The organism is Amycolatopsis sp. NPDC059027 (genome assembly GCF_042739735.1).
Taxonomy (GTDB): domain Bacteria; phylum Actinomycetota; class Actinomycetes; order Mycobacteriales; family Pseudonocardiaceae; genus Amycolatopsis.
In genome coordinates, this window is the sequence record NZ_JBHYIK010000087.1 from 26,067 (window position 1) to 37,407 (window position 11,341).

Sequence of the window (11,341 nt, forward strand, 5' to 3'; positions counted from 1 at the left end):
GGGGGGTCGGGCTCGCCCCCCACCCCCTCTCGGGGGGGGGAAAGCTGGGCCCCCCCCGCACCCCCCACCGGCACGACCAAGCCACCAGGACGGCTCGTCTGGGTGGCGACGCCCGAGCTTGGTAAGCCAGCATGGCCTGCATGCCTACCGTGTCCGAGAATCACGTGGAGCCCGGCCGGCCGTCTCGGGTGAACGACTACGACAGCTTGGCCAAGGGGTACTCGGCCGAGAACGAGACCAGCCTGATGAACGCCTACTACGAGCGGCCCGCGATGCTGGAGCTCGCCGGCGAGGTGACCGGCCGGCGGATCCTCGACGCCGGCTGCGGATCAGGCCCCCTGTTCGCCGCGCTACGCGACCGCGGCGCTGACGTGACCGGTATCGACGCGAGCGCCGGGATGCTGCAGCAGGCCCGGCAGCGGCTCGGTGCCGAGGCAGACCTCCGGGTGGCCGACCTTGCCGACCTGCTGCCCTTTCCCGACGAAACCTTCGATGACGTCGTGGCGTCCCTGGTGCTGCACTACCTGCGCGACTGGGGACCGACGCTGGCCGAGCTACGGCGCGTGCTGCGACCCGGCGGCCGGCTCATCGCCTCGGTCGACCACCCCTTCGCGATCAACCTCATGCACCGCCAGGCCGGAGCCACACCCGACTACTTCGCGACCTACAACTGGACCGAGGACTGGACCATCGGCGGCCGGACCACCCGGATGAGCTTCTGGAACCGGCCACTGCACGCGATGACCGACGCCTTCACCGCAGCCGGCTTCCGCATCGCCGTCATCAGCGAACCGCACCCCGCACCAGACGCCCGCGAACTCTTCCCCGACGAACTCGCGCACCTGCCCTCCGGAGCCTTCCTGGGCTTCCTGTTCTTCGTCCTCCAGGCCGACTGACAATGTCCCCCAACCCGTATGGCCTTCAGGGCGCTCTCGGCGGCTTCTTGTCCGTGCGAGATTTCCGTACTCTGCGAGGAAATCTCGCCAATCGACGAGCCGTATAGGGCGTTATACACGCTGTGTTGCCGGGAAATGCGGCAACACAGCGTGTCCGCGGTCAGAGCACGATGCCGAGGAGGGCGTCGACGGCAGCCTTGAGCTGCCCCGGCGCCTCCCGGTCGGTGCCGTCGCGACGCAACGCGGCGGTCACCCAGGCATCCACGGCGGCCAGTGCCTTCGGGGTGTCGAGGTCGTCGGCGAGGCGGTCGCGGAGGCGGTCGATGGTGTCGGCGGCGTCCGGGCCTGTAGGCAGAGAAACCGCTTCCCGCCAGCGCGCGAGCCGGGCCTCGGCCTCGGTCAGCAGCTCCGCGGTCCACGGCCGGTCGGCGCGGTAGTGCCCCGCGAACAGCGCGAGCCGGATCGCCCCGGCGTCCACGCCGTCGGCGCGCAGCCGCGAGACGAAGACCAGGTTCCCGCGCGACTTCGACATCTTCTCGCCGTCGAGGCCGATCATCCCGGCGTGCACGTAGTGCCGTGCGAACGGCCCGTCCCCGGCCACCGCCTCGGCGTGCGCGGCGCTGAACTCGTGGTGCGGGAACACCAGGTCCGAGCCGCCGCCCTGGACGTCGAAGCCGAGCCCCAGCCGGTTGACGGCGATCGCGCTGCACTCGATGTGCCAGCCGGGCCTGCCCTCGCCCAGTTCGGACTCCCACGACGGTTCACCGGGCCGCACGGAGCGCCACAGCAGCGCGTCGAGCGGATGCCGCTTGCCCGGCCGCTCCGGGTCGCCACCGCGCTCGGCGAAGAACTTCGCCATCGTCTCGGCGTCGTAGTTCGACTCGTAGCCGAAACGCCCGGTCGCGGTGTGGTCGAAGTAGATGTCGGGATACTCCGGGTCGTCGGCGCGATAAGCGCTGCCGTTGGCGAGCAGCTTCGCGATCACCTCGACGATCTCCGGGATGCTCTCGACCGCGCCGACGAACTCGCGCGGCGGGATGACCCGCAGCGCCTCCATGTCCTCCCGGAACAGTGCCGTCTCGCGCATGCCGAGCACGATCCAGTCGTCGGAGTCCCGCTCCGCGCGCTCCAGCAGCGGCTCGTCGATGTCGGTGACGTTCTGCACGTAGTGGACCTCGTGCCCCGCGTCCCGCCACAGGCGGTTGACCAGGTCGAATGCCAGATACGTCGCGGCGTGCCCCAGGTGGGTCGCGTCGTAGGGGGTGATACCGCACACGTACATCCGAGCGGTCTCCCCCGGCGCGGTCGGGCGGGTCTGCCCGGTCGCGGTGTCGTGGAGCCGCAGCGGACGAGGGGTACCCGGGATGCGGGGCACGTCGACCGATGACCAAGTCTGCATACCCTCGACTCTAAGCATCGCCGCCGAGTGCCTCTCGCCCGGTGGGAAAACATCACGACCGAAGCAGTGCCGGACGGTCCCCTGCGACCGTCCGGCACCGGCCTATCGGGCGGCGCGGGCCGCGTTCGCCCGGATCGCGTCCCGCACGAACTCGCCGATCCCCGGCCGCTGGTCCGGCTCGCGGATCAGGAACCCGAGCTGCGCGGGTTCGGTCGCGTACAGCTCACCTACGCGCTGGTGCGTCTCGTAGCCGCACTCCCCCATGAACCGGCCGAGCATCGCGCGATGCTCCTCGGCCAGTGCCATGGCCTCCTCGCCGTCCGGGCCCGCTCCCCCGTCCACCAGGGCGAGCAGCCTGCGGACCCAGTCCTCCCGGACCCGCTCGCCGTCGATCCAGTCCTGTTTGGACATCTCGGGGACCCGCGCCTGCCATTCCGGGGTGTGCCCCCAGCGGCGCACCGCCTCCTCCTCGTAGCCCGGCGGCTCGCGGAAACCGCCGAACACCTCGAACTTCTCCTCGGGCGTCAACGCGTTGCCCATCAGTTTCGCCTCCATCACGCGTTCGACGACCTCGACCATCCGGCTCAGCCGCGCTATCCGTTCCGTCAGCAGCGCGCGCTGATGCCGCAGTTGCTCGACGGCCCCGTCCTGGGGATCGTCGAGGATGTCCGCGATCGTCTCGAGGCCGAATCCGAGTTCCCGGTAGAACAGGATGCGCTGCAGCCGGTCGAGGTCGTCCTCGCCGTAGCTGCGGTAGCCCGCCGTGGTCCGCGCGCTCGGCGAGAGCAGCCCGATCTCGTCGTAGTGGTGCAGTGTGCGGACGGTGACGCCGGCCAGCCTGGCGACCTTTCCCACCGGGTACCCCATCGTGCCTCTCCTCCGGCCGTTCCGGCCCTGACGACGTCCACCCTGGAGCCTCACGTGACGTGAGGGTCAAGCCTCGCACGCCGGGAACCCGGCCGGAGGGTGATTCGTTCCCGGGACATGGCTGGATTGGGGACGTGGCTCGGGCTGGGCATCCCGGCCTCGGCGGCGGTGCTGGTGGCGGTGGGGGCGTACGAGATGCGCCCCTCGAACGGCCGTAAACGGCTGCGGGCACGGCTGTCGTCGACCTACGTCGAGGAGGTCACCGCGTTCCTCTACGGCACCAAGCGCACCGAGCTGGACCACCGCGACTCGGTGGAGATGACCCTCGACGAGGACGTGCAGGGCGCCCCGCCGAACACCCGGATCGACCTGGATCGCGGCGTCGCGGTTCTGCGACCGGAAAACCCTCCGGCGCGACGTCCGCCGGAGGGTTCCGTGAGCTGAGGCCCCCGGTCAGCGGCGGCGGGTGTGCAGGAAGTCGCTCACCACCGCCGCGCCGAGCCCGTCCAGATCCGGCGCGAGCACGCGGCCGCCCGAGCGCCGCGCGATCATCTCCACGAACGCCGTCAGCCGCGGGTCGTCACCGAGCCGGAACACCGTCACCGCCGCGCCGAGCTTCGCCACCCGGTCCACTTCGGACAGTGTCTTGTGGATGGTCCGGGGCTCCGGCGGATAGGCGAACTCGGCTTCGCCGTCCGGTTCCAGATGTGCGGTCGGCTCGCCGTCGGTGACCATCAGCACCACCGGCTGCGCGTCGGGATGCCGCCGCAGATGCCTACCGGCCAGCAGCAGCGCGTGGTGGGCGTTGGTCCCCTGCTCCCACGTCCCCTCCATGCCGATCAGCTCCGGGAGTTCCACCGGTGTCGCGTAGCGGCCGAAGGTGATCAGCTGCAGCGCGTCGTTGCGGAACCGGGTGCTGATGAGCTGGTGCAGCGCGAGCGCGGTGCGCTTCATCGGCAGCCAGCGGCCCTCCTGGACCATCGACCACGACGTGTCCACCAGCAGTGCGACAGCCGCGCGGGACCGGTGCTCGGTCTCCACCACCTCGACGTCCTCGACGTCCAGCCGCACCGGTCCACCGCCCACCGACACCGAACGCAGCACGGCGTTGCGGACGGTGCGCGGCACGTCCCAGGGCTGCATGTCCCCGAACCGCCATGGCCTGCTCGCGCCGGTCGGCTCGCCCGCGGCACCCGCGGACTCCGTCTCGCGCTCCCCCGCCTTGCCGCGCAGCGCGTTCACCACCTCGGCAAGTGCCGTCTCCCCCAGTCGGCGCAATGCCTTGGGCGACAAGCGCAACGTGCCGTCCGGCGCCCGCTCGAACAGACCCTGACGGCGTAGCTCACGCTCCAGTTCGGACAGCCGCCGCGCGTCGACGCCCGCGTCGGGACCGAGCTGGCGTTCGAGCGCTTCGAGGTCGATGTCCTCCAGCCGGGCGCCGGGATAGGACTGGCCGAGTTGCTCGGCGAGCGCGTCCAGCTCCGCGAGATCGGCCATCGCCTGCGCGCCTTCACCGAGTCCCAAGGGGTCCTGGCCGCGGAACCGCTCGGCCGAGGTCCAGTCCTCGCCCGGCCGGAGTGCCTGCAGCTGTGCGTCCAAAGTGGACAACTGCTGGGCGAGCCGCGGATCACCGAACGCCTGCTGGGTCAGTTCGGCGAGTTCGGCACGCTGCTCGTCGGTCATCGAGTTCAGCATCCGCTGCGCGGCGGCGGCGCGGGCGGCGAGGACGTCGATCAGTTCCTCGACGTTCCGGGGATTCTCCGGGAAGAATTCGCCGTGGCGGCGCATGAACTCCGAGAACCGCTCGGCGATGTCGTCCACACCCCGCGCGTGCGCACTCAGCAGCGCGTTGAGGTCCGAAAGCATCTGGTTGACGCGCTCGACGTCCTCCGGGCCCGCGTTCTGCAGGGCCTGTTTCATCCCCTGGAACCGCGAGTCCATCAGTTCACGGCCGAGAAGGTTCCGGATCTGCTCGTAGTTCTCCCGGCCCTGTTCGGAGCGCCAGTCGTACTCGGCGAGTTCGCGGACCGCCGCGGCCGTGCCCGGCGGCAACGCGTCCAGCTGGGCCTCGCGGAACCGCGCGTCGTCGTCGGGATCCGGGAACAACGCACGGCGTTCGGCGTCCAGGGCTTCCTGGAGCAGCCGCTGGACCTCCTGCAGCGTGCCGTCGAGCCGGTGCCGCCGCTGGATCTGCGAACGACGCTGCCAGAGCCGCCGGGTCAGCTCGTCGAGTCCCGCCGTGCGCTCGGTTCCCCGGCGCAGCAGCTCCTCCAGCGCGGAACGCGGCGAGGCACCGCCCATGACGTCGCGGCCGATCTCGTCGAGCGCGTCCCGCAGATCCGCGGGCGGCGCGAGCGGGTCGGGCCCGTCGTGCCACGGACCGTAGGAGTAACCCTCGGGGACGGCTGTCATTGCCCGTACACGGTGGTCGAGTCGTCGGAGTCCTTGCCGACCCGGCGGGCGAGGAACAGCGATTCCAGCGCGAGTTCGACCGCCGCCGCGATGCGCCCGGCCGGCTCGTCGGCCGACACCCCCGCACGCTGCGCGACCTCGTGCAGGACCGGCAGTTCCGGCAGCGCGGACAGCACGTCCTTGCCCGGCACGCGCTCGCCCGTCGCCACCAGATGACCGTCCGCGACGGCGTCGGCCAGCGGGCGCAGGTCGAGACCGGCGAACCGCTCGCGAGCGGTCTCCGCGACCGCGCGGCGCAAGAGGTGCACGAGGTGTTCGATCTCGCGGCCCTCCTCGCCGGGTTCGAACTCGATCTTCCCGCGCAGCACGGCGGGCACGGCGTCGAGATCCACCGGACGCGCGACCGCGGGCTCTTCGCCGGTCAGCGCCGACCGCCGGAGCGCCGCCGCTGCGACGGTTTCGGCCGCCGCGACCGCGAACCGGGCCGACACGCCGGAACGCTGGTCGATCACCGGGGAGTCCCGCAGATTCCGCACGAACCGCGCGAGGACCTCCAGCAGCGGCTCGCCGACCTCCGCGACGAGGTGGGCCTCCTGCCGCACCACCGCGACCTCGGCCTCGACGTCGAGCGGGTAGTGCGTACGGATCTCCGCGCCGAAGCGGTCCTTGAGCGGGGTGATGATGCGGCCGCGGTTGGTGTAGTCCTCGGGGTTCGCGGTCGCCACGAGCAGCACGTCCAGCGGCAGCCGCAGCGTGTAGCCGCGGACCTGGATGTCGCGTTCCTCCATGACGTTGAGCAGCGCGACCTGGATGCGCTCGGCGAGGTCGGGCAGCTCGTTGATCGCCACGATGCCGCGATGGGCCCTCGGCACGAGTCCGAAGTGGATGGTCTCGGGATCGCCGAGGCTGCGGCCTTCGGCCACCTTCACCGGGTCGACGTCGCCGATCAGGTCGCCGACGGACGTGTCCGGCGTGGCGAGCTTCTCGGTGTAGCGCTCGCTGCGATGACGCCAGGCGACCGGCAGGTCGTCGCCGAGTTCGGCGGCGCGGCGGATCGACGCGGGGGTGATCGGTTCGAGCGGGTGCTCGCCGAGTTCGGCGCCCTCGATGACCGGGGTCCACTCGTCGAGCAGGCCGGCCAGCGTGCGCAGCAGGCGGGTCTTGCCCTGGCCGCGTTCGCCGAGCAGGACGACGTCGTGGCCGGCGAGCAGCGCGCGTTCGAGCTGGGGCAGCACCGTGCGGGAGAACCCGACGATGCCCGGCCAGGCGTCCTCCCCCGCGCGCAACGCGGCGAGCAGGTTGTCGTGGATCTCCTGGCTGATCGAACGGGGCCGGTAACCGGCCTCGCGCAGGGCCCCGGCGGTACGGGGAAGGGAGTCTGGAGCGGCGTTCACCACTACGACGCTAGCCGCGAGTCCGCGCCGCGTCGACGTGGACCAACTCCAGCCCCACCGCCAGAAAGCGCACTCCGGAGTACGGGTAAAATAGGGCGTCGTGTGCCGTCCCAGTGCGACCCTCGCGGTCTGGTCATCCGCGTGGCTCAACGGAGCCGCCGCTTCCGACGATGTGCTCGACGCCCTCAAGGCCTGGGGCGAAGCCCACGACGTGGTCGCGGGGGATCCCGGCGCCTCGGAGGCGTTCTTCCTCTCGCTGGCGTACAACCGCGCCGCGAACCCCGTGGATCTTTTGCTCGCCCTGCGCGCGCAGGGCATCACGACGGTGAACCTGGTGCTGCCGGTGCCCGGCGACGTGCGGGGGCTCGGCGGTGGCGGGCTGTTCACCGAGGCCGCGCTGCGCTGCGGGGAAGCCGTTGTCCTGCCCGAGATCGCCTACGGTCTCGTGCCGGAGCCGATCGCCGAGGGCCTCATGCGCTGGACGGCGTACGCGCTGGAAAACGAGGCGCAGCTGGAGTACTTCCCGCTCGGCGAGTCGGAACACGCCCTCACCGACGCCATCCGCGACAGCGCCGGCGCGCTGCAGGCCCTCGACGTCGCGAGTGACCGGCCGGGGGTGCGGGCCGAGCTGTCCGCGCATCTCCGCGCGCAGCCGAAGGTCCAGTGGCCCACCGGGACGCCGGGACGTGCGCTGCGGGTACTGCAGCGAGCCGACGAGATCTCCGCGATCCTCGCGATCGCCCAGCTCGACGACCCGGGCGGCGCGCTGTCGGCGTCGGCGGTCAACCAACGGGCGGAGGCGCTGCGCCCGCTGTCCAACGCGGTCCGGATCGCCCGCTGCGCCGCGGTCAACGAGGCCGTCCGTGTCTTCGCCGAGCAGGGCGACCGCCAGCCCTGAGCTCAGGGGCGTTTCGCGGGTTCGCAGCAGCCGACGGCGCAGGGTTTGCCGTTGATCGTGCAGCCCAGCGCCGGGAACTCCGACAGCTTCCGCACCGGGACACCCTCGGTGTGCTCCCGCACCAGCTCGACGACGAGTTCGGCGAACCGCGGGTCGGTGTCCGGGGTAGCCGTGCGGGCGAATCCCATGCCGAGTTCGGCGGCGCGCTCGGCGGCCTCGTTGTCGAGGTCCCAGATCACCTCGAGGTGATCGGAGACGAACCCGACCGGGCACACCACCACCGAGGTCACGCCCTCGGCGTGCAACGCGTCGATGTGGTCGACGATGTCCGGCTCCAGCCACGGGACCTGCGGCGGGCCGGACCGCGACTGCCACACGACGTCGTAGGTCTCGACGCCCGCCTCGGCCGCCACCAGCCGTGCGGCTTCGGCGATCTGCCGCGAGTACAGCCGACCGCCGTCCTCCGGCGGGCCAGACGCCTTGTCCGCACTCTCCGGGACCGAATGCGCGCAGAACACCGTCCGCGTCCCCGGCGCGTTTCCGAGCTTCGCGTGCGCCGCGCGGACCGCGTCGGCGACCGCGCCGACGAACAGCGGGTGGTCGAAGAACTGCCGCAGTTTCACCAGATCCGGGGCGTCGTCGCCGACCGCGGCGCGAGCACGCTCGATGTCCTCGTCGTACTGGCGGCACGCGGAGTAGCCGCCGTACGCGCTGGTCGGGAAGACCAGCACGCGGCGAGCCCCGTCCTTCGCCAGCTCGGCGAGCGTGTCCTCCACCATCGGCCGCCAGTTGCGGTTGCCGAAGCGCACCGGCAGGTCGATGCCCGCCGACGACAGCTGCTTCTCCACCGCCGCGATCGCGTCGCGGTTGAGCCGGTTGATCGGCGAAACCCCGCCGAAGTGCTGGTAGTGCTCCGCGACCTCGAGCAGCCGCTCCCTCGGCACCCCCCGGCCCCTGGTGACGTTCTCCAGGAACGGCATCACCTCGTCGGGCCCCTCGGGACCACCGAACGAAAGCCATAGCAACGCGTCGTAACCCACCCCGCCATCTTGCCGCTGTGGCGGTCCCCACGCCCACGCCGCCCCATTTTTGGAACACTCAATACAAAACGATGCTACGCTCGGGTCATGGCCAGGCCACGGGAATTCGACGAGACCGTCGCGCTCGAAGGCGCGATGAACGCCTTCTGGGCACGGGGTTACGAGGGCACGTCCACTCAGGACCTGTGCGACGCCACCGGTTTGGGCCGCAGCAGCATCTACAACACCTTCACCAGCAAGCGAGCCCTGTTCGAGCGTGCGCTCGACCACTACAGCGCACGGGGCATCCGCATCCGGACCGCCGTCATCGAAGGTTCCGGCGACGCAGCCGAAAAGATCGCGCGACTGCTCGAAGACCTCATCGAGGACGAGCTCAAGCACGCGCGCCGCGGCTGCCTCGTGGTCAACACGGTGGCCGAGTTCGGCGTGCGGGACAAGGAAATCACCGCGCACATCGAGGCCGACACGGCAGCGCATCTCGCCCAGCTGACCGCGTGTGCCCGCGCCGGCCAGGCCGACGGCAGCATCACCAAGGACCGGAAGCCCGCCGACATCGCCCAGTTCGTGCACAGCACGATCGCCGGACTGCGGCTGATGTCGCGGCGCGGCGAAAGCGGCGCCGCCATGCGCGCGGTCGCCGACATCGCGGTGTCGGCCATCGCCACTCACTGACCCCGGCCGCCACCACTCTTGGGCCGACCGATGGCCTTGTTTTACCGAAGTTATGTACCAAACGATCCAAAATGGAGGAGAGCCGTGCCACTGGCCGTCTACGTCCTCGGGCTCAGCGTGTTCGCGCTGGGGACGTCCGAGTTCATGATCACCGGGTTGCTGCCCGGAATGGCCACCGACCTGGGGGTGAGCATTCCGGACACCGGGTTGCTCATCTCGGCCTTCGCGATCGGCATGGTCGTCGGCGCCCCGCTGCTCGCCGCCGGGACGCTCCGTCTCCCCCGCCGGACGACGCTGCTCACGCTGCTCGCGGTGTTCGGCGTGAGCCATGTCGTCGGTGCGCTGGCGCAGGGATACGCGCTGCTGTTCGCGACCCGCGTCGTCAGCGCGTTCGCCTGCGCCGGGTTCTGGGCTGTCGGGGCGGCGACCACGATCTCGCTGGTTTCCACGCAACGGCGTGGGCGGGCACTCGCCGTCCTCGTCGGCGGCCTGACCGTGGCGAACATCGTGGGTGTCCCGGCGGGCACCTTCATCGGCCAGCACTGGGGCTGGCGGGCGGCGTTCTGGGCGGTCGCGGTGCTGACGCTCGTCGCCGCGGCGGGTGTCCTCGCGTTCGTCCCGGCCACGCGTGCCGGGAACGACGCGCCGCGGCTGCGCACCGAGCTCCAGCTGTACCGGCGGCCCCGCGTGTGGCTCGCGCTCGGCGTGATCGCGTTGTGCCAGGCCATGATCTTCGCCGCGTTCAGCTATCTCGCCCCGCTGCTCACCGAAACCTTCGGCCTTCCATCGGCCTGGGTTCCCGGCGTGCTCGCCCTGTTCGGTGTCGGCGCGCTCATCGGGATCACCGTCGGCGGCAAGCTCGCCGACGCCCGGCCGTTCGCCACGCTGTACGGCAGTGTCGGGCTCGCACTGCTCGCCTTGCTCGTCCTGGCCGTCACCCACGACCCCGTCGTCGCCGTGATCGCGATCGTCGTGTTCGGCGCCGCCGGGTTCGCGGCCAACCCGGCGCTCAACGTCCGCACCTACGCCGTCGCGGGTGACGCGCCGACACTCGTCGGAGCCAGCACGACGTCCGCGTTCAACGTCGGCAACACCGCCGGGCCGTGGCTGGGCGGGCTGGCGATCGACGCCGGGCTCGGCTTCCCGAGCGTCGCGTGGGTCGGTGCGGCACTCGCTGTCGCGACGCTCGCCGCCCTCACGCTCACGGCCGTCGTCCAGCGCGCCGACGACGCGAAACGCGTCCCCGTCAGCGTCTAGTTTTCCTTACCCCACAAGGAGGATCATCATGTCCGAAACCGCGAGGATCGTGGCCGAAAAGCTTTTCGCCCTGCTCGGCGACGGCGACACGCAGGGTGCCGCGGCGTTGTTCGCCGACGACGTCGAGTGGGACATCCCGGGCAATACCGAAGTGGTCCCGTGGATCGGGCGCCGCCGGACCCGCGCCGAGGTGCTGGAGTTCTTCACCACCCTCGACCGGGACTACCTCGACCGCGACAAGTTCGTCGCCGAACGGTTCTTCGGCGACGAGAGCCGGGCCGTCGCGCTCGGCAGCCTCCGCTCGACGGTGCGGGCGACGGGCAAGGTCATCGAGTCCGCCTTCGCCCTCGACCTCGGGGTGAACCCGGACGGCCTCATCACCCGCTACGTGTTCCTCGAGGACAGCTGGCGCGTCGCCGACGCCGTCCAGTCCTGAACCTCGCTCCGGCCGGAAATGCCGTTAAGGCCACCTTACGGGCGTCTGACGCCCGTAAGGTGGCCTTAAC

11 protein-coding genes are annotated in these 11,341 nt (G+C 71.0%); 6 read left to right on the forward strand and 5 right to left on the reverse strand.

The window, feature by feature from the left end:
- Window positions 1-140 precede the first annotated feature (140 nt).
- Window positions 141-896 carry a class I SAM-dependent methyltransferase gene (locus tag ACFWY9_RS39070; RefSeq protein ID WP_378341257.1) on the forward strand — a complete coding sequence of 252 codons (756 nt, stop codon included), beginning with the start codon at window positions 141-143 and terminating at the stop codon, window positions 894-896.
- A gap of 160 nt (window positions 897-1,056) precedes the next feature.
- Here the strand turns inward: ACFWY9_RS39070 and mshC are convergent, their stop codons facing one another.
- The gene (mshC, locus tag ACFWY9_RS39075; protein WP_378323148.1) at window positions 1,057-2,295 is read right to left on the reverse strand and encodes a cysteine--1-D-myo-inosityl 2-amino-2-deoxy-alpha-D-glucopyranoside ligase; all 1,239 of its coding nucleotides are present in this window, start codon (window positions 2,293-2,295) and stop codon (window positions 1,057-1,059) included.
- Window positions 2,296-2,397: 102 nt separating this feature from the next.
- Window positions 2,398-3,162, reverse strand: coding sequence for a MerR family transcriptional regulator (locus ACFWY9_RS39080; RefSeq protein ID WP_378341258.1), 765 nt, complete (start codon window positions 3,160-3,162; stop codon window positions 2,398-2,400).
- 117 nt (window positions 3,163-3,279) lie between these two features.
- Between ACFWY9_RS39080 and ACFWY9_RS39085 the strand changes: the two genes are divergently transcribed.
- Window positions 3,280-3,606 (forward strand): DUF6191 domain-containing protein, encoded by a 327-nt coding sequence (locus ACFWY9_RS39085; RefSeq protein WP_378323145.1) that lies wholly within the window; start codon window positions 3,280-3,282, stop codon window positions 3,604-3,606.
- 9 nt (window positions 3,607-3,615) lie between these two features.
- Here ACFWY9_RS39085 and ACFWY9_RS39090 read toward each other — a convergent pair whose 3' ends face one another.
- Entirely contained in the window at window positions 3,616-5,574 is a 1,959-nt protein-coding gene (locus ACFWY9_RS39090; protein ID WP_378341259.1) for a hypothetical protein, read from the reverse strand.
- The gene (locus tag ACFWY9_RS39095; RefSeq protein ID WP_378341260.1) at window positions 5,571-6,968 is read right to left on the reverse strand and encodes an ATP-binding protein; all 1,398 of its coding nucleotides are present in this window, start codon (window positions 6,966-6,968) and stop codon (window positions 5,571-5,573) included. The genes ACFWY9_RS39090 and ACFWY9_RS39095 overlap by 4 nt, the downstream gene beginning before the upstream one ends.
- Before the next feature lie 100 nt (window positions 6,969-7,068).
- Between ACFWY9_RS39095 and ACFWY9_RS39100 the strand changes: the two genes are divergently transcribed.
- Entirely contained in the window at window positions 7,069-7,866 is a 798-nt protein-coding gene (locus tag ACFWY9_RS39100; RefSeq protein ID WP_378341261.1) for a hypothetical protein, read from the forward strand.
- A 2-nt stretch (window positions 7,867-7,868) separates the two neighbouring features.
- Here the strand turns inward: ACFWY9_RS39100 and ACFWY9_RS39105 are convergent, their stop codons facing one another.
- Window positions 7,869-8,906, reverse strand: coding sequence for a ferrochelatase (locus ACFWY9_RS39105; RefSeq protein WP_378323141.1), 1,038 nt, complete (start codon window positions 8,904-8,906; stop codon window positions 7,869-7,871).
- Window positions 8,907-8,993: 87 nt separating this feature from the next.
- Here ACFWY9_RS39105 and ACFWY9_RS39110 point away from each other — a divergent pair, with 87 nt between their 5' ends.
- The 3 genes from ACFWY9_RS39110 to ACFWY9_RS39120 all read left to right on the forward strand — a co-directional run bounded on the left by ACFWY9_RS39110 (window position 8,994) and on the right by ACFWY9_RS39120 (window position 11,271).
- Window positions 8,994-9,578 (forward strand): TetR/AcrR family transcriptional regulator, encoded by a 585-nt coding sequence (locus ACFWY9_RS39110; protein ID WP_378341262.1) that lies wholly within the window; start codon window positions 8,994-8,996, stop codon window positions 9,576-9,578.
- 84 nt (window positions 9,579-9,662) lie between these two features.
- Window positions 9,663-10,835 carry a Cmx/CmrA family chloramphenicol efflux MFS transporter gene (locus ACFWY9_RS39115; RefSeq protein WP_378323139.1) on the forward strand — a complete coding sequence of 391 codons (1,173 nt, stop codon included), beginning with the start codon at window positions 9,663-9,665 and terminating at the stop codon, window positions 10,833-10,835.
- Between the two features lie 28 nt (window positions 10,836-10,863).
- The gene (locus ACFWY9_RS39120; RefSeq protein ID WP_378323138.1) at window positions 10,864-11,271 is read left to right on the forward strand and encodes a nuclear transport factor 2 family protein; all 408 of its coding nucleotides are present in this window, start codon (window positions 10,864-10,866) and stop codon (window positions 11,269-11,271) included.
- Window positions 11,272-11,341 lie beyond the last annotated feature (70 nt).

Bases quoted from the DNA above. Each gene is read 5' to 3' on its own strand.
- ACFWY9_RS39070 (WP_378341257.1), top strand. From the start codon at position 141: ATGCCTACCGTGTCCGAGAATCACGTGGAGCCCGGCCGGCCGTCTCGG.
- mshC (WP_378323148.1), bottom strand. From the start codon at position 2,295: ATGCAGACTTGGTCATCGGTCGACGTGCCCCGCATCCCGGGTACCCCT.
- ACFWY9_RS39080 (WP_378341258.1), bottom strand. From the start codon at position 3,162: ATGGGGTACCCGGTGGGAAAGGTCGCCAGGCTGGCCGGCGTCACCGTC.
- ACFWY9_RS39085 (WP_378323145.1), top strand. From the start codon at position 3,280: ATGGCTGGATTGGGGACGTGGCTCGGGCTGGGCATCCCGGCCTCGGCG.
- ACFWY9_RS39090 (WP_378341259.1), bottom strand. From the start codon at position 5,574: ATGACAGCCGTCCCCGAGGGTTACTCCTACGGTCCGTGGCACGACGGG.
- ACFWY9_RS39110 (WP_378341262.1), top strand. From the start codon at position 8,994: ATGGCCAGGCCACGGGAATTCGACGAGACCGTCGCGCTCGAAGGCGCG.
- ACFWY9_RS39120 (WP_378323138.1), top strand. From the start codon at position 10,864: ATGTCCGAAACCGCGAGGATCGTGGCCGAAAAGCTTTTCGCCCTGCTC.